A 21,592-nucleotide genomic window follows, 5' to 3' on the forward strand; every position below is an offset into this window, starting at 1 on the left:
TTCTTATCTTGGCCTGATTAACCGCGCCAGAACGGGAAGAAGTACAGCAGGGTCGCCAGCACGCCGGCGATCATGAGGAACGCGTAGTGGTAGATGTAACCGGTCTGGAGATTGCGCACGACGGTCGAGAACCAGCCGATTGCCTTGGCCGAACCATTGACCAGCAGGCCGTCGATCAGGCCACGGTCGCCGATCTTCCACAGGCCACCGCCCACGGCGCGGGCGCCGCCGGCGAAGACCGCCTGGTTGAACTTGTCCATGTAGTACTTGTTGTCCAACAGGGTGTGCAGCGGCTTGAACTTGGCATAGAACCAGGCCGGCACGCGCGGATTGACCATGTAGCAGTAATAAGCGGCGACGACGCCAGCCAGCGCCAGCCAGAACGGTGCGGTCTGCAGGCCATGGATCGCCATGGCGCCTGCGCCATGGAAGGCTGCGCTCAGTTCGCGCATCGCGGTATGGTTCTCGCCGACGAAGATCACGTCCTTGAAGAAGTCGCCATGCAGCATCGGGCCGATGGCCAGGTAGCCAATGATCACCGATGGAATCGCCAGCAGCACCAGCGGCAGGGTCACGACCCAAGGCGACTCGTGCGGCTTGTCGCCCGGCTGCAGGCCATGGTGGTGATGGTCGTCGTGGTGGTCGCCGTGCGCGGAATCGGCATGCGATTCTTCTTCGTGGTGCGCGTCCGAGTCATGTCCTTCGCTGTGCTTGACCGGGTGGTTCCAGCGCGACTCGCCATGGAACACCATGAAATACATCCGGAACGAGTAGAAGGCCGTGATGAACACGCCTGCCAGCACCGCGAAATTGGCGAAGCCAGCACCCGGGATGTTCGAGGCGTGCACCGCCTCGATGATCGAGTCCTTCGAATAGAAGCCCGAGAAGAACGGGGTACCGATCAGGGCCAGCGAGCCAAGCAGCGAGGTGATCCAGGTGATCGGCATGTATTTGCGCAGGCCGCCCATGTTGCGCATGTCCTGGTCGTGGTGCATGCCGATAATGACCGAGCCGGCGCCAAGGAACAGCAGCGCCTTGAAGAAGGCGTGGGTCATCAGGTGGAACACGGCCACCGAATACGCCGACGCGCCCAGCGCAACGGTCATGTAGCCCAGCTGGGACAGCGTGGAATATGCGACGACGCGCTTGATGTCGTTCTGGATGATGCCCAGGAAGCCCATGAACAGCGCGGTGATCGAACCGATCACGATGACGAACGACAGCGCGGTATCCGACAGCTCGAACAGCGGCGACATGCGCGCCACCATGAAGATACCGGCAGTGACCATGGTCGCCGCGTGGATCAGTGCCGAGATCGGCGTCGGGCCTTCCATCGAATCGGGCAGCCACACGTGCAGCGGGAACTGTGCCGACTTGCCCATCGCGCCGATGAACAGGCAGATGCAGGCGGCCGTCAGCAGCGGCCAGGTAGTGCCCGGCACGGTCATGGTCGCCAGCGCCGCGCTCTGCGCGAACACTTCGTCGTACTGCATGGTGCCGGCCGCTGCCAGCAGCAGGCCGATGCCCAGGATGAAGCCGAAGTCGCCGACGCGGTTGACCAGGAAGGCCTTCATGTTGGCGAAGATCGCGGTCGGGCGGGTGTACCAGAAACCGATCAGGAGATACGACACCAGGCCCACTGCTTCCCAGCCGAAGAACAGCTGCAGGAAGTTGTTGGACATGACCAGCATCAGCATCGCGAACGTGAACAGCGAGATGTACGAGAAGAAGCGGTTATAGCCTTCGTCCTCGGCCATGTAGCCGATCGTGTAGATGTGCACCATCAGCGACACCGAGGTCACCACGCACATCATCATTGCCGACAGCGTGTCGATCTGGAAGCCGACCGCCAGCTTGAGGCCGGCGACGTTCATCCAGGTATAGATGTCTTCGTTGAAGACCGGCGCCCCATCGAGCACCGCCATCAGGGTCTGGACCGAGATGATCAGTGCGATCAGCACACCAAGGATGGTTGCCGTGTGGGAGACCTTGCGGCCGACCACGTTGCCAAAGAATTTCGTACCCAGCAGGCCGGCGATCGCCGAGCCTGCGAGCGGCGCCAGCGGCACCGCGAGTAAGAGTGAGGAATTGAGTTGCCCCGCCATGTTGAACCTTAGTCGTTATTGTTGTGCCGAAACCGGTCAGCCCTTGAGGCTGTCGAGGTCTTCCACATTGATCGTGTCCAGGTTGCGGAACAGGACCACCAGGATCGCCAGGCCAATCGCCGATTCGGCGGCCGCGACGGTCAAAATGAAGAACACGAAGATCTGCCCTGCCGCATCGCCCAGGTAATGCGAGAACGCGATGAAGTTCAGGTTCACCGCCAGCAGCATCAGTTCGATGGCCATCAGCAGGATGATGATGTTCTTCCGATTCAGGAAGATACCCACGATCGAGATGGCGAACAGGATCGCCCCCAGGATCAGGTAGTGTGCAAGCGACAAAGTCATGGGGTCTCCTTCGGTGCGGCTGGCGCGGCTGGTGCTGCTGGTGCTGCCTGGGCTGCGGCCTCGCCCGATGCCGCGTCGAGGGCGCGCTGGTTGACCGCGTCCATCTTGACGATGCGCAGGCGATCGTTACGCTTGACGCGCACCGCGACGGCCGGGTCGATTGCCTTGGCGTCCTTGCGCTTGCGCAGGGTCAGGGCGACGGCGGCAATGATGCCCACCAACAGGACCACGGCAGCGATCTCGAAGCCGTAGATGTACTTGGTATAGATCAGCAGGCCCAGTTCCTTGGTACCGCCGATGTTCAGCGCGGCGGCCTCGGGCGAGAGTTCGGTCATGTTGTAGGCGCGGTACAGCACCGCACCCATCTCGAGCACGATCAGCGCGCCGATGGCCGACGCCACCGGCAGGTAGCCCCAGAAGCCTTCGCGCATGCGGTCGACGTTAATGTCGAGCATCATGACCACGAACAGGAACAGCACCATCACGGCGCCGACATAGACCAGCACCAGCACGATGGCCAGGAACTCGGCCTTGAGCAGCATCCAGATGCCGGCCGCATTGAAGAACGCGAGCACCAGGAACAGCGCGGCATAGACCGGGTTCTTGGTGGTGATGACTTGCAGCGCGGCCAGCACCATGATGGCCGCGAACACGTAGAACAAACCAGTTGTAAATTCCATGACTTGGAAGCCTCTTCTTATTAACGGAACTTCGCGTCCGCCTCGCGGGCGGCAGCGATGTCGGCTTCGTAGCGGTCGCCCACGGCCAGCAGCATCTCTTTGGTGTAGTAGAGATCGCCGCGCTTTTCGCCGTGGTATTCCAGCACGTGGGTTTCGACGATCGAGTCGACCGGGCACGATTCTTCGCAGAAGCCGCAGAAGATGCACTTGGTCAGGTCGATGTCGTAGCGCGTGGTGCGGCGGCTGCCGTCCTCGCGCTGCGCCGATTCGATCGTGATGGCCATGGCCGGGCAGACTGCCTCGCACAGCTTGCAGGCGATGCAGCGCTCTTCCCCGTTGGGGTAGCGGCGCAATGCGTGCAGGCCGCGGAAGCGGTTCGACATCGGCGTCTTCTCTTCAGGGTACTGGACCGTGATCTTGCGCGACAGCGCGTACTTGCCGGTCAGGGCCAGACCCTTGAAGAGTTCGGTCAGCATCAGGCTGCCGAGGATTTCTTTCACTCGATTCATTTTTCTCTCTTACGTCCAGATGTTCCATGGCGTCTGCATCCAGATTGCGACGACAACGAGCCAGATCAGGGTCAGCGGAATGAATACTTTCCAGCCCAGGCGCATGATCTGGTCATAGCGGTAACGCGGGAAGGTACCGCGGACCCAGATCATCAGTGAGACCATGATGAACATCTTCAGGAACAGCCAGAAGAAGCCCACGATCGGACCGAGATCGAGGAAGGCGAACGGCGCCGACCAGCCACCCAGGAACATGATCGAAGCGAGCGTGGCGATCAGGATCATGTTGGCGTATTCGGCCAGCATGAACATCGCATACGACATGCCCGAATACTCGACCATGTGGCCGGCCACGATTTCCGACTCGCCCTCGACCACGTCGAACGGGTGACGGTTGCACTCGGCCAGACCCGAGACAAAATAGATCACGAACAGCGGGAACAGCGGCAGCCAATTCCAGGACAGGAAGTTCAGCCCCATGCCGGCGAAGGTACCGACTTGCTGGCTCAGCACGATGTCCGAGAAATTCAGGCTGCCCGAGACCATCAGCACGACCACCAGCGCGAAGCCCATCGGGATTTCGTAGGAAATCATCTGGGCCGAGGCGCGCATCGCGCCCATGAACGAGTACTTCGAGTTCGAGGCCCAGCCGGCGATGATGATGCCGTAGACTTCCATCGAGGTGATCGCCAGCAGCAGCAGCAGGCCGGCGTTGACGTTGGCCAGGGCAGCGCCAGGGCCGAACGGAACCACCGACCAGGCAGCCAGCGCCGGCATGATGGTCATGACCGGGCCGAGCACGAACAGGCTGGTGGTGGCCTTGGTCGGCACCACGATTTCCTTGAACAGCAGCTTGAGCGCGTCGGCGATCGGCTGCAGCAGGCCGCCAGGTCCGACGCGGTTGGGGCCGACGCGGATCTGGATCCAGCCGATCAGCTTACGCTCCCACAAGGTGGCATAGGCAACCAAGCCCATCAGTGGCAGCACCACGGACAGGATCTTGATCATCGTCCAGACCAGCGGCCAGACCGGGGCGATCGGGCTGGCGGCGCCCATTTCATAGAAACTATCGATATAACCGGGCTGTGCCATTACTTGCCCTCCCCTGCATTGTCAACCGCTTTTTCCACGTTGATTTCCCCGAACATTGGGCCGAGGCCGGCGACGGCCGGATGGCCGGCGGCGACACGCACCGCGTTCGACGGCAGGCGTGCATCGACGTTGGCCACCAGCACGGCGCTGCCGCTACCTTGCGAGACGCGCACGCGCTCGCCGGCGACCACGCCCAGCTGCTCGGCGAGCGCTTTCGACAGGCTCACCAGCGGCGCGTTGGCGTCGGCGGTGCGCTGCAGTGGCTCCGAACGGCGCGCCAGCGCATCGGTGAAATAGATCGGCACGTCGGTGACGCGCTCGAGCTGGCCGGCAGGCGCATAACTAGCTGCGCTCGGTGCCAGCCTGGCGATGTTGTTCAGCTTGGCGGACAGGTCGGTGACACCCTTGCCGAGCGCTTCGTCGCGGATCGATTCCGAGGTGTCGTAATCGAAGCCGGTCAAGCCCAGCAGGTTGCCCAGCACGCGCAGCACTTTCCAGGCCGGGCGGGTTTCGCCGAGCGGCTTGACGCTGCCGTTGAAGCTCTGGGCACGGCCTTCGCAGTTGACGAAGGTACCGGCGGTTTCGCTGAACGGCGAGACCGGCAGCAGCACGTCGGCAAAGTCCATGCCGTGCTTGAAGGACGACATCGCCACGACCATCTCGGCGCCGTCGAGCGCGGCCCGGGCCTGCTGCGGATTGGCCGCATCGAGTTCCGGTTCGGCGTGCAGCAGCACATAGGCTTTCTTGGGCACGGCAAATGCAGCCTCGCCCTTGCCTAGCGCGCCCACCAGGTAGCCGCCCACCGTGTTGGCGGCTTCGACCAGCGAGCCGAAGCTGCAACCGGTCTGCTCGGCGATCCATTGCGCGGCGGCGTGGATCTTCGAGGCTTGCGGATGGTGCGAGGCGGCGTTACCCAGGAACACGGCGCCGGGCGCATCGCTGGCGGTCAGTGCAGCGGCGATGGCCTTGGCGGCGTCGCCGGCCTCGACGTTCTCGAAGCCCGACGGTGCGTTGACGCCCTTGGCGCCGGCAACGGCAGCGACCACTTCCGACAAGGCAGCGAGCCAGTCGCTCGGTGCGGCGATCAGTTTATTGGCCACTGGCATCAGGAGCTCGTCGTCGGCGCCCTGCAGCAGCGACAGCTTGGCGCCGCCCTTGACGGCAGTGCGCAGGCGCGTCGTGACCAGCGGATGGTCTTTACGCAGGAACGAACCGATGACCAGCACGCGCTTGAGCTGCGAGATGCCGGCGATCGGCATGCCCAGCCACGGCGTGACCTGGCCATCGAGCGAAAAATCGCTCTGGCGCAGGCGGAATTCGACGTTGTCGGAACCAAAGCCACGCATCGTCTTGTTCAGCAGATACAGCTCTTCGACCGTCGAGTGCGCGGTGGCGACGGCGGCAACGCTGTCGGCGCCATGCTCGTGGCGGATATTGCGCAGGCCATGGGCCACGTATTCAAGCGCGGTCTGCCAGTCGGCGTCGATCCACACACCACCTTGCTTGATCATTGGATTAACCAGGCGGTCGGCATTGTCCAGCGCCTCGTACGAGAAGCGGTCCTTGTCCGAAATCCAGCATTCGTTGATGGCTTCGTTTTCCAGCGGCAGCACGCGCATGACCTTGCCACCCTTGACCTGGACGATCAGGTTGCTGCCGAGCGAATCGTGCGGCGACACCGACTTGCGGCGCGACAGTTCCCACGAACGCGCCGAGTAGCGGAACGGCTTGCTGGTGAGCGCGCCGACCGGGCACAGGTCGATCATGTTGCCCGACACTTCCGAGTCGACGGTCTTGCCCACGAACGTGGTGATTTCCGAGTGCTCGCCACGGCCGACCATGCCGAACTCCATGACGCCAGCGACTTCTTGGCCGAAACGCACGCAGCGGGTGCACTGGATGCAGCGCGCCATCTCTTCCATCGAGATCAGCGGGCCGGCCTCTTTCGGGGCCACCACGCGTTTTTCTTCGTCGTAGCGCGAATTGCTCTTGCCATAGCCGACCGCGAGGTCTTGCAGCTGGCATTCGCCGCCCTGGTCGCAGATCGGGCAATCCAGCGGGTGGTTAATCAAGAGGAATTCCATCACCGACTTCTGCGCCTGCACAGCCTTGTCGCTGTGGGTGCGCACGATCATGCCGGGCGAGACCGGGGTCGCGCAGGCAGGCATCGGTTTCGGCGCCTTTTCCACTTCGACCAGGCACATGCGGCAGTTCGCTGCGATCGACAATTTCTTGTGATAGCAGAAGTGCGGAATGTAAGTTCCGAGTTTGTTTGCGGCGTCCATCACCATGGAACCTGGTGCGACTTCGACTTTCTTGCCGTCTAATTCAATTTCAACCATTTGATCGTTACCTGATCCGGTTTAAAGGTATGCGGGCACGAGACAGTGCTTGTGCTCGATGTGATATTCGAATTCCTCGCGGAAGTTCTTGATCATCGCTTCTACTGGCATCGCGGCTGCATCACCCAGGGCGCAAATCGTGCGGCCCTTGATGTTGAAGGCGATGTTGTTCAGCAGGTCCATGTCTTCCGGACGGCCCTTGCCGTGTTCAATGCGGTGCACCATGCGGTACATCCAGCCGGTGCCTTCGCGGCAAGGCGTACACTGGCCGCAGGATTCCTCGTAGTAGAAGTACGACAGACGCAGCAGCGACTTGACCATGCAGCGGGTCTCGTCCATGACGATCACGGCGCCCGAACCGAGCATCGAACCGGCTTTCGCGATCGAATCGTAGTCGAGGTCGGTGTCCATCATGACGTCGCCGCGCACCACTGGCGCCGACGAACCGCCAGGAATCACGGCCTTGATCTTCTTGCCACCGCGCATGCCGCCGGCCAGCTCCATCAGCTTGGCGAATGGCGTGCCCAGTGGAACTTCGTAATTGCCCGGACGCTCGACGTCGCCCGAGATCGAAAAGATCTTGGTGCCGCCGTTGTTCGGCTTGCCCAGCGCCATGTAGTTCTCGGCGCCCATGTTCAGCAAGAATGGGACCGCGGCAAAGGTCTCGGTATTGTTGATCGTGGTCGGCTTGCCGTACAGGCCGAACGAGGCCGGGAACGGCGGCTTGAAGCGCGGCTGTCCCTTCTTGCCTTCGAGCGACTCAAGCAAGGCGGTTTCTTCGCCGCAGATATAGGCGCCGTAGCCATGGTGCGCGTGCAGCTGGAAGCTGAACTGCGAGCCCATGATGTTATCGCCCAGGAAGCCGGCGGCACGCGCTTCTTCGAGCGCTTCTTCGAAGCGCAGGTATTCCGCGAAGATCTCGCCGTGGATATAGTTGTAGCCCACGGTGATGCCCATCGCATAGGCGCCGATGGCCATGCCTTCGATCAGCGCATGCGGGTTGTAGCGGATGATGTCGCGGTCCTTGAAGGTACCCGGCTCGCCTTCGTCGGTATTGCAGACGAGGTATTTCTGGCCTGGGTACTGGCGCGGCATGAAACTCCACTTCAGGCCGGTCGGGAAACCGGCGCCGCCGCGGCCGCGCAGGCCCGAGGCCTTCAGGTCGGCGATGATCGCTTCTGGCGAGATGCCTTCTTCGATGATGCGGCGCAGCGCCGAATAGCCGCCGCGCTTGACGTAGTCGGCCAGGTGCCAGTTGTCGCCGGTCAGATCCTTGAGGATCAGCGGATTGATGTGACGGTCGTGCAGGCTGGTCATTTGTTCAGTTCCTCAAGCAGGGCGTCGATCTTCTCGTCGCTCATGAACGAGCACATCTGGTGGTTATTTACCAGCATCACCGGTGCGTCGCCGCAGGCACCCATGCACTCGCCTTCGAGCAAGGTGAACTTGCCGTCTTGCGTGGTCTCGCGAAAGCCGATGCCCAGGGCGTCCTTGATGCGGTTGGCGGCGCGCTCGCCGCCCGACAGGGCGCACGGCAGGTTGGTGCACACGGTGATCTTGTGCTGGCCGACCGGCTTGATGTTGTACATGTTGTAGAAGGTGGCGACTTCTTGCACGGCGATGGCCGGCATGCCGATGTAGTCGGCGATTTCCTGCATGGTCTCTGGCGCCAGCCAGCCCAGTTCGACCTGGGCGTGAGCCAGCGCGGCCATCACGGCCGACTGGCGTTGGTCAGCCGGGTACTTGGCCAGCTCACGGTCGATTTTTTGGTAGCACTGCTGCGATAACATCATCTTTTGTCCTATTTACCTGGGGTCCGACTCAGCGGAGGTCAGCCTCACCTGTCGATACTGCCGAACACGATGTCCTGGGTGCCGATGATGGTCACGGCGTCGGCGATCATGTGGCCGCGCGCCATTTCGTCCAGGCTCTGCAGGTGGGCGTAATCCGGGGTGCGGATCTTCAGGCGGTACGGCTTGTTGGCGCCATCCGACACGATATAGATGCCGAACTCACCTTTCGGGTGCTCGATCGCGGCATACGCCTCGCCTTCGGGCACGTGGAAGCCTTCGGTGAACAGCTTGAAGTGGTGGATCAGCGATTCCATGTTGGACTTCATGTCCATCCGGTTCGGCGGCGCGATCTTGTAATTGTCGATCATCACCGGGCCGGCGTTGGTGCGCAGCCAGGCCACGCACTGCTTGATGATGCGGTTCGACTGGCGCATCTCTTCCATGCGCACCAGGTAGCGGTCGTAGGAGTCGCCGCTGGTGCCGATCGGGATGTCGAAGTCCATCTTGTCGTAGACCGCGTACGGCTGCTGCTTGCGCAGGTCCCAGGCCACGCCCGAGCCGCGCAGCATGGCGCCGGTAAAGCCCATGGCTTTCGCATCTTCTGGCGAGACCACGCCGACGCCGACCGTACGCTGCTTCCAGATACGGTTATCGGTCAGCAGGGTTTCGTATTCATCCACATAGCCGTCGAAGCGCTTGGTGAAGGCTTCGATGAAGTCGAGCACCGAACCCTGGCGGTCTTCGTTCAGGGCGTCGATCGCCTTGCGCGAACGGATTGGCGACTCCTTGTGCTGCGGCATGAAGTCCGGCAGGTCGCGGTAGACGCCGCCCGGACGGTAGTAGGCTGCGTGCATGCGCGCGCCCGATACCGCCTCGTATACGTCGAACAGGTCTTCGCGGTCGCGGAAGGCATACAGGAACGGACCCATGGCACCGATGTCGAGCGCGTGCGCGCCCAGCCACATCAGGTGGTTCAGGATACGGGTGATCTCGTCGAACATGACGCGGATGTACTGCGCGCGCACCGGCGCTTCCACGCCCAGCAGCTTTTCGACGGCCAGCACATAGCCGTGCTCGTTGCACATCATCGACACGTAGTCGAGACGGTCCATGTAAGGCACCGACTGCAGGTAGGTACGGCTCTCGGCCAGCTTTTCGGTGCCGCGGTGCAGCAGGCCGATGTGGGGATCGGCGCGCTGGATCACTTCGCCGTCCAGCTCCAGCACCAGGCGCAGCACGCCGTGCGCTGCCGGGTGCTGTGGACCAAAGTTCAGGGTGTAATTCTTAAGCTCAGCCATTATTTCGTCCCGTAGGTTTCTTCGCGGATCACGCGCGGGATGTTCTCGCGCGGTTCGATCGTTACCGGTTGGTAGATCACGCGCTTTTGTTCAGGGTCGTAGCGCATCTCGACATAGCCGGTCACCGGGAAATCCTTGCGGAACGGGTGGCCAATGAAGCCATAGTCGGTCAGGATGCGGCGCAGGTCGCCATGGCCGTCGAACAGGATGCCGAACAGGTCGAAAGCTTCGCGCTCGTACCAGTTGGCGGCGCGCCAGATGCCGGTGACCGACTCGACCAGCGGCATGTCTTCGTCGGTGCAGAACACGCGCACGCGCACGCGCCAGTTGTGCTCGATCGACAGCAGGTGCGAGACAACCGCATAACGCGCGCCGTCCCAGGTGCCTTCGCCATACTGCGAATAGTCGACGCCGCACAGGTCGATCAATTGCTCGAAGCGCAGGGTCGGCGCGTCGCGCAGGGTCTGCATCGATGCAAGGTAGTCGGCGGCCTTGACCACCACAGTTACTTCGCCCAGCGCGGTATGAATGACAGCGCCCTCGCCCAGAGCATGTTTCAGGGCGAGTTCAAGGGTCTCGAGTTTAGTCGTCATGGTGATTCGCTGTTCTTCTTAGCGCGCGATGGTATTGGTGCGCTTGATCTTGTTCTGCAGCTGCATGATGCCGTACAGCAGGGCTTCCGCGGTTGGCGGGCAGCCCGGCACGTAGACGTCGACGGGGACGATGCGGTCGCAGCCACGCACTACCGAATACGAGTAGTGGTAATAGCCGCCGCCATTGGCGCAGGAACCCATCGAGATGACCCAGCGCGGCTCGGCCATCTGGTCGTACACCTTGCGCAGCGCGGGCGCCATCTTGTTGCACAGCGTACCGGCAACAATCATCACGTCCGACTGGCGCGGCGATGGGCGGAACACAATGCCGAAACGGTCGAGATCGTAGCGGGCTGCGCCCACATGCATCATCTCGACCGCGCAGCACGCCAGGCCGAACGTCATCGGGAACATCGACCCGGTGCGCGCCCAGTTGATCAGCTTGTCGGCTGTGGTGGTAATGAAACCTTCGTTTAATACGCCTTCAATTGCCATGGCTTATTCCCAATCAAGGGCACCTTTCTTCCAGATGTACCAGAAACCGACGACGAATTCGGCGATGAACACCATCATCGTGATGAAGCCGGTCCAGCCCAGTTCGCGCATCGAGACGCCCCATGGGAAGAAGAATGCCGTTTCCAGATCAAACAAAATAAACAGGATCGCGACCAGGTAATACCGGACGTCGAACTTCATGCGCGCGTCTTCGAAAGCCTCGAAGCCGCATTCATACGGGGACAGCTTGGCAGCATCCGGACGATGGGGCCCTAGCAGGCGACCAAGCACCTGCGGAGCGACGCCGACGCCGATGCCGACCAGGATAAAGAGAAGAACGGGGAAATAATTTTCGAGGTTCACGATGAAGCCTGTATTGAACGATCGGTTAATGAAACACTGCAGGGCTGCAGCGCCGAATCGTGCGGACCTGATGGCACAGCGTCCAGGTCACACGAATCGTAAAAAAAGCCAGCTCAGGCAGGAGAGCGTTTGCTCGTTGCGCCCTTGCTGGCTTCTTTGTATCTTGGTGCCGACGGCGAGACTCGAACTCGCACAGCTTGCGCCACTACCCCCTCAAGATAGCGTGTCTACCAATTTCACCACGTCGGCTGGAGACCAGTATTTTACCCTGCTTTAGCACTTCTTTTCAATGCACAAATTGCGCAATATCAAGAAATTTACGCATTTAGTGAACAATTTACTCGGTCAGTTGCGCTTGACCAGCAATCACCCACATCACAGCGTCGTGCCAGGCCGGGTTGCGCAGGAAACACCTCTTACTTCCTGCTGCGGCCACGGCGAGCCGCATTTTACCGCTAATTGCGAGCGGGCGCACGGCACCCGCTCGACGAACATCGGGACATTACTTGGTAGCCGGTGCCGGAGCCGTGGCTGGAGCGGCCGGAGCCGGCGCATCCTGGCCTGGCGCGGCCGGGATCGCGACACCCGGGGTTTGCGGGATATCGTTGGCTGGAACCACGGTGGTGGCGCCGGCATTCGGCCCGGCACCAGGAATGTCGTTCGGGATGCCGGCGGCCGGCGCCTTCGACGACGGCACGGTGACGCGCTCCATTACGCCGCCATCGGCGCCGGTGGCGGTACGGCCATTGCTGAAATACGCCAGCGCCAGGGTCGAGGCGAAGAAGATTGCGGCCGCGACAGCGGTCGACTTCGACAGGAAGTTCGACGAGCCCGACGCACCGAACAGACTACCCGAGGCGCCCGAGCCGAAGGCGGCGCCCATGTCGGCGCCCTTGCCATGCTGAACCAGCACCAGGCCAATGATCAGCAGGGCGGAAATGACCTGCACGACAATAACCAGATTAAACAGGGTGTTCATACCAATTCCATTTCCAAGTTAACGACGATTAAATGCTGTAATTCTGAGTTGCTGGCATGCAGGCGGCGCGGCGCTTACGGCGCGGCGCGAATGATCGCGAGGAAGTCCGCCGCTTTCAGTGCCGCCCCACCGATCAGACCGCCGTCGATGTCCGGCTGCGCCATCAGGTCCGCCGCATTATCCGGCTTCATGCTGCCGCCGTACAGCACCAATACGTCTTCGGCTGCTTCGGCGTTGCATGCACGCAGCTTTTGGCGTAGCGCCGCATGCACTTCCTGGGCCATTTCAGGGGTGGCGGTCTTGCCGGTACCGATTGCCCACACCGGCTCGTAGGCGACGACGATGCTGGCCACGGCGTCCGGGCCGATGCGCTCGAGCACGGCGCCGAGCTGGGCACCCACCACTTCCATCGTCTGGCCCGCTTCGCGCTGTTCGAGCGTTTCGCCGACGCAAACGATCGGAGTCATCCCCGCCTTCAAGACTGCCTCGGCCTTCTTTGCCACCAGCTCACTCGACTCGCCATGGTAGGCGCGCCGTTCGGAATGACCGAGGATGACGTAGCGGCAACCGAACTCTTCCAGCATCGATGCGCAGACCTCGCCGGTGTAGGCACCGCTGGGCTGGCACGAGACATCCTGCGCGCCCCAGGCCAGTGCGCTGCCTTGCAGCAGGTCCTGGCATTGGTACAGGTAAGGTGCCGGCACGCACACGGCAGCGGCTGCCCTGGCGTCAAGCAGTCCATCGAGAATACCAGTCAGGAGCGTGGCGTTGGCCGCGCGGCTGCCGTTCATCTTCCAGTTACCTACGACGAGTTTGGAACGCATACGAGTCCATTTTATCGAGTTCATTTCGAGTAACCCGCTATTCTAGCGGTCGACTATGTGGCAGTCAAACAATGGCTGAGCTTCTTTTGCGCCGCTGTCAAGCTGCCACTTCCCTTGTTAATTCAATCCCTTAGAGCACCTCGAGCACGATTTTGCCGATGTGGGTGCTCGACTCCATCAGCGCATGCGCCTCGCTCGCCTGCCCCAGCGGGAAACTGCGGTAGATCACCGGCTTGAGTTTGCCCTGCGCGAACAGCGGCCAGGCCTGCGCCCGCAGCTTGCGCGCGATCTCGCCCTTGAACGCGACCGGGCGCGGACGCAGGGTCGACCCGCTGATATGCAGGCGGCGGCGCAGCACCTGCCCCAGGTCGATCTCGGCCTTGGCCCCGCCCAGCAGCGCGATCAGGGCAATGCGGCCGTCGTCGGCCAGGCAATCGATCTCGCGCGCCAGGTAGTCGCCGGCAACCATATCCAGGATCACATCGACGCCCTTGCCGCCGGTAAGTTCCTTGACGACCGCCGCAAAGTCTTCGGTGCGGTAATTGATGCCGCGCTCGGCGCCGAGCGCCTCGCAGGCGCGGCATTTTTCATCGGAACCGGCGGTGGCGAACACGCGGTGGCCCAGCGCAGTGGCAAGCTGGATCGCGGTGACGCCGATGCCCGAGCTGCCGCCCTGTACCAGCAGGGTCTCGCCCGGCGCCAGCTGGGCGCGGTCGAAAACATTGGTCCAGACGGTAAAAAAGGTCTCGGGCAGCGAAGCCGCCTCGAGCGCCGTCAGGCCCTCCGGGATCGGCAGGCATTGCTCTGCCGGGGCACTGCAGTATTCGGCATACCCGCCGCCCTGCACCAGCGCGCAGACCATGTCGCCCAGCTTGAAGCCGGCACTGGCATAGTCGCCGTCGACGATCTCGCCAGCTACTTCCAGGCCCGGCAGGTCGGAGGCGCCGGGCGGCACCGGATACTTGCCCAGTCGTTGCAGCACATCGGGGCGGTTGATGCCGGCCGCATGCACCTTGATCAGCACTTCGCCGGCCTTCAATACCGGCATTGGCCGTTCGCACAGTTGCAGGACGTCCGGTGCGCCCGGCTGGGTGATCTCGATGGCGCGCATGGCGGCTCCCCTGTTAGAAAAACTGCAATTGTACGGGAGCGGAAAAAATCATGCGCTGGGGCGCGCGGATAGGCGCCCCGATACCGTTGAATGGCAAGTTTCGGGCGTGCAAGAAAAAAAGGGCACCGGCATGCGCCGGCACCCTTTCTCGGCGGCAGCAGTTCGCTGGCGCCGTGTTGAAGCACACCCTCACTTATACGGTCGGCGGATCGGTCTCCCGTGCAAACGCGCGGTGCCCTGCAAGTGCCTCCTTGAATGCGTCGAGCGCGGCGTCGGCCTTGGCGGCGTCGCCAATGATCAGGCCAGGATCGTCCGAGCCATCGGGCAGCGCCTTTGGCACCATGGCCTTGTCGAGCAGGTTTTCACCGGCGCCCAGCACCATGATCGGCTTGCAGTGGCGGTACTGCTCGCGCACGAAGTCGATCGCGTGGGCGTTGCGGGCCAGCGCCTCGACCGCCTTGGCGCCGTCCGGCACGATCAAGGCGTCGTACAGCACCGACGGCCCGGCCTCGAGCGAGACCTCGACGTCCAGCGCCGATCCATCGGCGGCCTTGACCTTGCCCAGCATATTGCCGACCAGGCGCGGTACCGCGCCATCCATCACCAGGCTGGCGTACAGCGATTGCACTTGTGCCCCGTCCACGCCCGGCGCCACGAAGATCGCGACGCGGCGGGTGCGCACGCCGGTAATGCCGGCGCGGCTCAATAGCGACAGCGACGGCGACGGCGGGTAGCTTGGCATCTCGGCGTCGGTCGCCAGCGGCAGCGGATCGGGAACTTCCAGGCCCAGGCCCTCGGCCACTTTTGCCACCAGGGCGTCATCGACATTGGCCAGCATGGCCAGCATGCGCACCCGGATCGCCACCGTCTGCACCCGCGTCAGTTCAAAGCGGAAGGCATTGGCGATATGGGCCTGCTCGGCAGGGCTCTGGCTGGCATAGAACAGGCGCGCCTGCGAGTAATGGTCGGCGAATAGTTCTGGATTGCCGCGCACCTTGTCTTCGGCCACGCGTTCCGGGAAGCTGGTGAAGCCCTTGCTGCCAGCCTGGAACGGGCAGCCACCCGCCAGCGAATTGGGCTCGTAGGCGACGCGGCCGCGGTGGATCGCCTGGCGGTGCATGCCATCGCGCTGGTTGTTCTGGACTTGCACGATCGGCGCGTTGATCGGGATCTCGTGGAAGTTCGGCCCACCCAGGCGCGAGAGCTGGGTGTCGAGATAGGAATGGATGCGGCCCTGCAGCAGCGGATCGTTCGAGAAATCGATGCCAGGAATGATGTGGGCCGTGCAGTAGGCCACCTGCTCGGTCTCGGCAAAGAAATTGTCCGGATTGCGGTCGAGTACCATGCGGCCGACCTTCTGCACCGGCACCAGTTCTTCGGGAACCAGCTTGGTGGGATCGAGGATGTCGAAGCCGAACGACTGCGATTGTTCTTCGCTAAAGATCTGCAGCCCCAGTTCCCACTCGGGGAAATTGCCGGCCTCGATCGCTTCCCACAGGTCGCGGCGATGGAAATCGGCGTCGGCACCCGAAATCTTGACCGCTTCGTCCCAGACCAGCGAATGGGTGCCCTGCATCGGGGTCCAGTGGAATTTGCAGAACTGCGATTCGCCCTGCGCATTGATCAGGCGGAAGGTGTGCACGCCGAAGCCCTGCATGGTGCGGTAGCTGCGCGGGATCGCGCGGTCCGACATCACCCACATCAGCATGTGCGCGATCTCGGGCGAGAGCGAAGCGAAGTCCCAGAAGGTGTCGTGGGCGCTGGCGGCCTGCGGCATGCCGTGGTGCGGCTCCGGCTTGACGGCGTGTACCAGGTCCGGGAATTTCATCGCGTCCTGGATGAAGAACACAGGCATGTTGTTGCCCACCAGGTCCCAGTTGCCTTCGTCGGTATAGAACTTGACCGCGAAGCCGCGCACGTCGCGCGCCAGGTCGGTCGAGCCGCGTTCGCCGGCCACGGTCGAAAAGCGCACGAAGACCGGGGTGCGCTTGCCCTTGGCCTTGAACGGCGCGGCGCGCGTCACCGCCGACAGGTCTTCGTAGGCCTCGAAGAAGCCGTGCGCGGCCGAGCCGCGCGCATGCACTACCCGCTCCGGAATGCGCTCATGGTCGAAATGGGTGATTTTTTCGCGCAGGATGAAGTCTTCCATTGCGGTCGGGCCGCGCAGGCCGATCTTCAGTGAATGCTGGTTGTCGGCTACCGGCACGCCCTGGTTGGTGGTCAGGTGGCGCTCGCTGGCGTCCACGCGCACCCGATCCAAGGGGTCGTTGCCCGGATTGCTGCCTTGCGGCGGCTGGCCGCTGCCGACCTTGTCGGACTGGACAATCTCGCTGCTGGTACTGCCGGTAGCGCTTGGGGTCGACGGCTTGGCCGTGGCGCCCGATTGCGGGGTACGCGCGGCATCGCCATATTCGCCAGGCTTGTTCGGATTGAAGGGCATGTCTGCGGACAGCTCCTGGCCAGCCGCGGTCTTCTCGAGCAGGCGCTGGGCGACCGGGTCGTTCGAGCCCAGCGTGGTGGGCGGCGTCGGATCCGACGGCCCCCCCATGCTGCTCAGGATCGATCCTGCGCCCGCCGTCGAGCCTGGGGCTTTCTTGCTTTTAGCCATACTGTGCCTCGCTATTGTCGTTGTGTGAAGTAACCAACGAACAACATAGCCGTTTCGGCCACGCGAGAACTGTTGGGTATCTAACCGTCCGGCACAGACCGCTTAAGTTTATTGCTATGAGCCCGATAGCATTTCGCTATGAGGCGCCCGAGGCGCTGCGCCATTGCCTTGTCCGAGTCAAGAAGACAAGGGCATGCGGGCTTCGCGCGCATCGAACAGCGGCGTCAAGCCCTGGTCCACTGCGTGCAGGGCCTGCTGCGCCATTGCATACGCGCCGCCATACGATTTCGCGGCTGCGATGAAGCGGCCGTTGTGGCAGAACTTGGCATCCGGCACGCCGGTCACGGCCGCCAGCTCGTCGTCGCGCAAGCCGGCCCATGGCGCCGGCAGGTCGGCGCGGGCGTCGAAGGTGTCGGTGGTGGCCGGAACCGTGTGCAGCATGTAGCGGTCTTCAGACAGGCTATGGCTGAGCACGAACAGGACTTTCGGCATTTCCTTGCGCACCACCGAGCTCCATGGCAGCGCGGCATTCTTCAAGAACAGCAGGCGGCCGTCTTCCATCGCTTCGGACTGGCGCACCTGGGCCAGCGCCAGCATGGCACCGACCCGGTATTTCACGGCATTGGTCATTACATCGGTCAAGAAGGCCATGGCCTTGCGGAACTGGGCCAGGCGGTAGGCTTCCGCTTCCAGTCCATAGCCCAGACGCTGCTCGTCCATCCAGTTCGGGTTGTAGCCCGACACTACCGCCGACATGCCGTAGCCGCCCGGGGCGTTGCGCGCGGCGCCGACGTCGGACAAATCGAGGTATTGCACGATGTCGTTGTCGATCGCGTGGGCCAGCTGCTGGGCGGCATCGGCATCCATCTGGTGCCCGGCGTGGGCCGCGGCCAGCGCGGCCACGCAGCGCGCGCCGTATTCGCGCCAGACCAGCCCGGCGCTGGCATAGGGCACGCCGCTGGCGCGCGCGCCCTCGAAGCCTTTCTGGTGGTGGTCGAAGCGGCCGCGGGCCGGATCCCAGGTGCCGCCGACATCGACCACGAAATCGGCTGCGTCGATGATGGCACTGTCGCGGGTGCGGACGATGTCGGCCTCGGGGAACAGGATATGCAGGGCGGCCACCGCCCATGCGTCGTCCGCGTGGAACTTGCCGTTGTGGGTCACGATGACCATGGATGACTCCGGATGCTGTAATCAAGGGGCTGGATCATACCGCCTTCGCGCCAAAGCGTTGCGCATGCGTGTACAAAACGTGGCGCCCTCCCCGCACGAAGCCGGCCAGGCTCAAGCCCGCTTGCTCGGCCAGCTTCACCGCCAGCGCGGTTGGCGCGGAGATGGCGGCCAGTACCGGAAAGCCGGCGCGCGCCGCTTTCTGCACCATCTCGAAGCTGGCGCGGCTGGTGACCACCGCGAAGCCGTCCGAGCGGTCCTGCCCGGCGGCGGCCAGTGCCCCCACCAGCTTGTCGAGCGCGTTGTGCCGCCCCACGTCTTCGCGCACGCACAGCAGCGTGCCGTCGCGGCTGGCCCAGCCGGCGGCGTGCACGGCGCCGGTCGCATGGTGCAAGCGCTGGCGCGCCGCCATGGCCGCCATGGCGCGGTGCAGTGCCGCATGCTCGAAGGCGCACGACAGGGCGGACGACGGGGCCGGACACTGCGGCGGATCGAGCGCTTCGTCGTCAAACCAGGCCAGGCTCTCGACCCCGCACAGGCCGCAGCCGGTCTTGCCCAGCCGGGCGCGGCGGCTGTGCTTCAGGCGCGCCAGGGCCCCTGCCGCAATGCGCATCTCGATCGCGATCCCGCTGCAGGTGGGCTCGACCTCGATGTCGTAGATGTCGCGCGCATGGCGCACGATGCGCTCGCCAAGCGAAAAGCCGAGGGCGAAATCCTCCAGGTCTTGCGGCGAGGCCAGCATCACCGCATGGCTGATGCCGTTATAGCTCAGCGCTACCGGCACTTCGTCGGCCACGACCTCGTCGCTGGCATCGAGCCGGCCATCGCTCCAGCAATTGGCCGGCAGCCGCGACGCGCCTTCGGGCGTGAAGCAAGCATCGCCCGGGTTCATGCCGGCCTCCCGCCGCGCTCGAGAATGACATCGATCGCCTTGGCCGCCGGCACCTTGCTTTCCTTCGCATGGTGCCACAGCGGAATCAAGCCATTAAGTTCGGGAAAGTAACCAGCAATGCAGCCTGGCGGCACGTCGTAGGGCACGATCGCCAGGCCGTCAACGCGGCGCTCGACGCCGTCGCTGGCGGCGCTACGCAGCGCCACCAGCTCGCCCTGCGCCAGCGCGTGCCTGGCCATGTCGGCGCGCGACATGAACAGCACCATGCGGCTGCCGTAGACGCCGCGGAAGCGGTCGTCGTGACTGTAGACCGTGGTGTTGAACTGGCCATCGCTGCGCACCGTAAACAGGCGCAGCGTCGCCGGGCTGCCGGCCAGGTCGGGATTGCCCTGCAAGCTTTCGGGCACCGTGAAAACCGCCTTGCCGCTGTCGGTGTTCCAGACCCGGCTGGAGGCGGCTATCGGCTTGCGAAAGCCCCCGGGAGTCCACATGCGCGCGTTAAAGTCGTGGAAGATCTCCGGATAGGTCTCGGCGATGGCCTCGCGCACCGTGCCGTAATCGGCCACCCAGCGGTCCCAGTCAACGCGCGGGTTGGGCGCGAGCGTGGCCTTGGCGATGCCGGCCACGATGGCCGGCTCCGAGCGCAGCGTCGATGCCACTGGCTCGGCCATGCCGCGCGAGCCATGCATGCAGGCAGTGCTGTCCTCGACCGTCACGTCCTGCGGCCCGCCAGCCTGGCGGTCGATCTCGATCCGGCCCAGGCAGGGCAGGATATAGGAAGCCTTGCCGTGGATGACGTGGTTGCGGTTGAGCTTGGTGGCGATCTGCACCGTGAGCGGCAGCGCGCGCCAGGCCGCTTCCATCAGGCCGCGCTCGGGCACCGCGCGCACGAAGTTCCCGCCCAGGCCAATGAATGCCTGCACCCTTCCTGCCAGGATGCCTTCGCAGGCCTCGACCGTATTCATGCCGGCCTCGCGCGGGGGCTCGAAGCCGTATTGCTGCTTGAGCTTGTCGAGCGGGGCCAGTTCGGGCTTTTCGGTGATGCCGACCGTGCGCTGGCCCTGCACGTTCGAGTGGCCGCGCACCGGACAGACGCCGGCGCCGGGCTTGCCGATATTGCCGCGCAAGAGCAGCAGGTTGACGATCATCGTGACGTTCTGCACGCCGTTGCGGTGCTGGGTCAGGCCCATGCCATACACCGCCATTACGGCCTTTGCTGCGCAGTACACGGCGGCCGCGCTTTCCAGATCGTTGCGCAACAAGCCCGATTCGCGCTCGATGTCCTGCCACTGGCAGGCCCGCACCGCCGCTTCGAAGTTGTCGAAGCCATCGGTATGCTCTTGCAGAAAAGCGCTATCGAGCACGCGCTGGCCAGCGCCGCGCGCCGCGTCGTCCAGCGCGAAGATCGCCTTGCACAGGCCCATGATGGCGGCCGTGTCCCCGCCCGGCTTGACCTGGTGGTACTGGGTGCTGATCGCGGTTTCTTTCCCGGTCAGCATCTCGAGCGGCGACTGCGGGTTGGTGAAGCTGACCAGGCCGCGTTCGCGTAGCGGATTGAACGTAATGATCGGCACCCCGCGCTTGCGCGCCGCCTGCAGCTGGTGCAGCATGCGCGGGCTGTTCACGCCGACGTTCTGCCCGAAGAAAAAGATGCAGTCGGTCTGCTCAAAGTCGTCCAGCACCACGGTGCCGACCGGCACGCCGATGGTCTTCTGCAATCCGACCGACGTGCTTTCGTGGCACATATTGGAGCTGTCCGGCAGGTTGTTGTTGCCATACATCCGGGCAAACAGGCTGTACATATACGAAGTCTCGAGCGACGCCCGGCCCGAGCTGTAGAACACGACCTGCTTGCGCTCGAGGCCGCGCAAGGCCGCGCCGATTTCGGCAAACGCGCTCTCCCACGCGATCTGTTGGTATCTGTCGGTCTGCGCGTCGTAGCGCAGCGGCACCGTCAGCCTGCCCTGGTCTTCCAGGCGGTGGTCGTCCCACGATTCCAGTTCGGTCACCGTATGGCGCTCGAAGAAGTCGGCGTCAATGGTCTTGCTGGTGGTCTCCCAGGCGGTGGCCTTGGCGCCGCTTTCGCAAAATTCGAAGGGGTGCGGATTGGCCGGCTTGGCCCAGGCGCAGCTGACGCAGGCGAAACCGTCGGGCTTGTTCTGCTTGAGCAGCAGGCGGCTATCTTTCAGCGGCACCCCCTGGTCGAGCAAGATGGTCGTGACTTCGCTGACCGAGCCCCAGCCGCCGGCCGGCATGCTCGGGTCTTCGATGCGTAGATCTCCTGAACGTGTGCTCATCGCAAATCCTCCTTGGTGAACGCCCACCCTAGCCGCGTCCGCCATTGCGCTCGGTGCGCTATTTGACCTTCACGGCGAATGTTCGGGACAAATCTC

General features: G+C 63.4%; 19 protein-coding genes and 1 tRNA gene. All 20 read right to left on the minus strand.

Going from position 1 to position 21,592, the window contains the following annotated elements; genetic code table 11:
• Nucleotides 1-17: 17 nt before the first annotated feature.
• The 20 genes from nuoL to NRS07_RS13585 all read right to left on the minus strand — a co-directional run bounded on the left by nuoL (nt 18) and on the right by NRS07_RS13585 (nt 21,496).
• Nucleotides 18-2,105 carry an NADH-quinone oxidoreductase subunit L gene (gene nuoL, locus NRS07_RS13490; protein ID WP_259207724.1) on the minus strand — a complete coding sequence of 696 codons (2,088 nt, stop codon included), beginning with the start codon at nt 2,103-2,105 and terminating at the stop codon, nt 18-20.
• A gap of 36 nt (nt 2,106-2,141) precedes the next feature.
• The gene (nuoK, locus tag NRS07_RS13495) at nt 2,142-2,450 is read right to left on the minus strand and encodes an NADH-quinone oxidoreductase subunit NuoK (RefSeq protein ID WP_171081295.1); all 309 of its coding nucleotides are present in this window, start codon (nt 2,448-2,450) and stop codon (nt 2,142-2,144) included.
• A complete protein-coding gene (locus NRS07_RS13500; RefSeq protein ID WP_259207731.1) occupies nt 2,447-3,130 on the minus strand; it encodes an NADH-quinone oxidoreductase subunit J in 684 nt (227 codons plus the stop codon). Before NRS07_RS13500 ends, nuoK begins: the two co-directional genes overlap by 4 nt.
• Nucleotides 3,131-3,150: 20 nt before the next feature.
• Complete coding sequence (nuoI, locus tag NRS07_RS13505) at nt 3,151-3,639, minus strand: NADH-quinone oxidoreductase subunit NuoI (RefSeq protein WP_259207734.1); 489 nt, start codon at nt 3,637-3,639, stop codon at nt 3,151-3,153.
• A 9-nt stretch (nt 3,640-3,648) separates the two neighbouring features.
• Nucleotides 3,649-4,695, minus strand: coding sequence for an NADH-quinone oxidoreductase subunit NuoH (nuoH, locus tag NRS07_RS13510; protein WP_373889873.1), 1,047 nt, complete (start codon nt 4,693-4,695; stop codon nt 3,649-3,651).
• Between the two features lie 35 nt (nt 4,696-4,730).
• On the minus strand, nt 4,731-7,073 hold the full coding sequence (nuoG, locus tag NRS07_RS13515) for an NADH-quinone oxidoreductase subunit NuoG (protein ID WP_259207739.1): 2,343 nt from the start codon (nt 7,071-7,073) through the stop codon (nt 4,731-4,733).
• A gap of 21 nt (nt 7,074-7,094) precedes the next feature.
• A complete protein-coding gene (gene nuoF, locus NRS07_RS13520) occupies nt 7,095-8,390 on the minus strand; it encodes an NADH-quinone oxidoreductase subunit NuoF (protein ID WP_259207741.1) in 1,296 nt (431 codons plus the stop codon).
• Nucleotides 8,387-8,866 carry an NADH-quinone oxidoreductase subunit NuoE gene (gene nuoE / locus NRS07_RS13525; protein WP_259207743.1) on the minus strand — a complete coding sequence of 160 codons (480 nt, stop codon included), beginning with the start codon at nt 8,864-8,866 and terminating at the stop codon, nt 8,387-8,389. Before nuoE ends, nuoF begins: the two co-directional genes overlap by 4 nt.
• A gap of 44 nt (nt 8,867-8,910) precedes the next feature.
• Nucleotides 8,911-10,164 carry an NADH-quinone oxidoreductase subunit D gene (locus NRS07_RS13530; RefSeq protein ID WP_259207747.1) on the minus strand — a complete coding sequence of 418 codons (1,254 nt, stop codon included), beginning with the start codon at nt 10,162-10,164 and terminating at the stop codon, nt 8,911-8,913.
• The gene (locus NRS07_RS13535) at nt 10,164-10,757 is read right to left on the minus strand and encodes an NADH-quinone oxidoreductase subunit C (protein WP_259207750.1); all 594 of its coding nucleotides are present in this window, start codon (nt 10,755-10,757) and stop codon (nt 10,164-10,166) included. Before NRS07_RS13535 ends, NRS07_RS13530 begins: the two co-directional genes overlap by 1 nt.
• Nucleotides 10,758-10,775: 18 nt before the next feature.
• Nucleotides 10,776-11,252 (minus strand): NADH-quinone oxidoreductase subunit B family protein, encoded by a 477-nt coding sequence (locus tag NRS07_RS13540; protein ID WP_020654624.1) that lies wholly within the window; start codon nt 11,250-11,252, stop codon nt 10,776-10,778.
• Between the two features lie 3 nt (nt 11,253-11,255).
• Nucleotides 11,256-11,615 (minus strand): NADH-quinone oxidoreductase subunit A, encoded by a 360-nt coding sequence (locus NRS07_RS13545; RefSeq protein WP_259207761.1) that lies wholly within the window; start codon nt 11,613-11,615, stop codon nt 11,256-11,258.
• A gap of 164 nt (nt 11,616-11,779) precedes the next feature.
• Nucleotides 11,780-11,864 (minus strand) — tRNA-Leu (locus tag NRS07_RS13550).
• A 253-nt stretch (nt 11,865-12,117) separates the two neighbouring features.
• Nucleotides 12,118-12,594 carry a preprotein translocase subunit SecG gene (gene secG / locus NRS07_RS13555; protein WP_259207764.1) on the minus strand — a complete coding sequence of 159 codons (477 nt, stop codon included), beginning with the start codon at nt 12,592-12,594 and terminating at the stop codon, nt 12,118-12,120.
• 74 nt (nt 12,595-12,668) lie between these two features.
• Nucleotides 12,669-13,418 (minus strand): triose-phosphate isomerase, encoded by a 750-nt coding sequence (tpiA, locus tag NRS07_RS13560; protein ID WP_259207767.1) that lies wholly within the window; start codon nt 13,416-13,418, stop codon nt 12,669-12,671.
• Between the two features lie 130 nt (nt 13,419-13,548).
• Nucleotides 13,549-14,529, minus strand: coding sequence for an NAD(P)H-quinone oxidoreductase (locus tag NRS07_RS13565; protein ID WP_259207769.1), 981 nt, complete (start codon nt 14,527-14,529; stop codon nt 13,549-13,551).
• Nucleotides 14,530-14,722: 193 nt separating this feature from the next.
• Nucleotides 14,723-17,137 carry a catalase gene (locus NRS07_RS13570; RefSeq protein WP_259207771.1) on the minus strand — a complete coding sequence of 805 codons (2,415 nt, stop codon included), beginning with the start codon at nt 17,135-17,137 and terminating at the stop codon, nt 14,723-14,725.
• Nucleotides 17,138-17,314: 177 nt separating this feature from the next.
• Entirely contained in the window at nt 17,315-18,310 is a 996-nt protein-coding gene (locus NRS07_RS13575; RefSeq protein ID WP_259207773.1) for an MYG1 family protein, read from the minus strand.
• Nucleotides 18,311-18,344: 34 nt separating this feature from the next.
• The gene (gene fdhD, locus NRS07_RS13580) at nt 18,345-19,199 is read right to left on the minus strand and encodes a formate dehydrogenase accessory sulfurtransferase FdhD (RefSeq protein ID WP_259207776.1); all 855 of its coding nucleotides are present in this window, start codon (nt 19,197-19,199) and stop codon (nt 18,345-18,347) included.
• On the minus strand, nt 19,196-21,496 hold the full coding sequence (locus NRS07_RS13585; RefSeq protein WP_259207778.1) for an FdhF/YdeP family oxidoreductase: 2,301 nt from the start codon (nt 21,494-21,496) through the stop codon (nt 19,196-19,198). The genes fdhD and NRS07_RS13585 overlap by 4 nt, the downstream gene beginning before the upstream one ends.
• Nucleotides 21,497-21,592: the final 96 nt, after the last annotated feature.

The sequence above is a fragment of the Massilia sp. H6 genome (genome assembly GCF_024802625.1).
Lineage (GTDB): Bacteria > Pseudomonadota > Gammaproteobacteria > Burkholderiales > Burkholderiaceae_D > Telluria.